1 protein-coding gene is annotated in these 421 nt (G+C 43.7%); it reads left to right on the top strand.

The window, feature by feature from the left end:
• Window positions 1–421 (top strand): DnaB-like helicase C-terminal domain-containing protein (locus R0J92_RS21775; protein ID WP_411053172.1); only part of this gene is annotated, 421 nt, incomplete at both ends.

Below are 421 nucleotides of genomic sequence, written 5' to 3'. Positions count from 1 at the left end.
CTACTGATGAGGGCATCACCGAGCTTTATCAAAAAACAATTGAAGCTCAAGAAGTAGGCGTACGAGAGACTCGGACGAAAAGGGATGTATTAACCGAGATTTTCATGAGCATGGAAGAAGATCATGGTGATCTGACTGGAGTCAACACGGGTCTTGCGGATCTTAATGCCATGACAGGCGGTTGGCAAAAGAGTGATTTGATTATTGTGGCTGCTCGTCCATCGATGGGGAAAACAGCGTTCGCTCTTAACCTTGGTTATAATAACGCGCTAAATGGTGGACTAACCGACATATTTTCACTGGAAATGTCTGATACACAATTAACACACCGTATGTTAAGCAGCATAGGGAGTATTGAAGGCACGAAGTGGAGGAATCCAAAGAGATATTTTAGTGAGGATGATTATGATCGTGCCCATAG

The sequence above is a fragment of the Tritonibacter sp. SIMBA_163 genome (assembly GCF_046535935.1).
GTDB lineage: Bacteria > Pseudomonadota > Alphaproteobacteria > Rhodobacterales > Rhodobacteraceae > Epibacterium > Epibacterium scottomollicae.
This window is presented reverse-complemented; position numbering and strand designations above follow the sequence as displayed.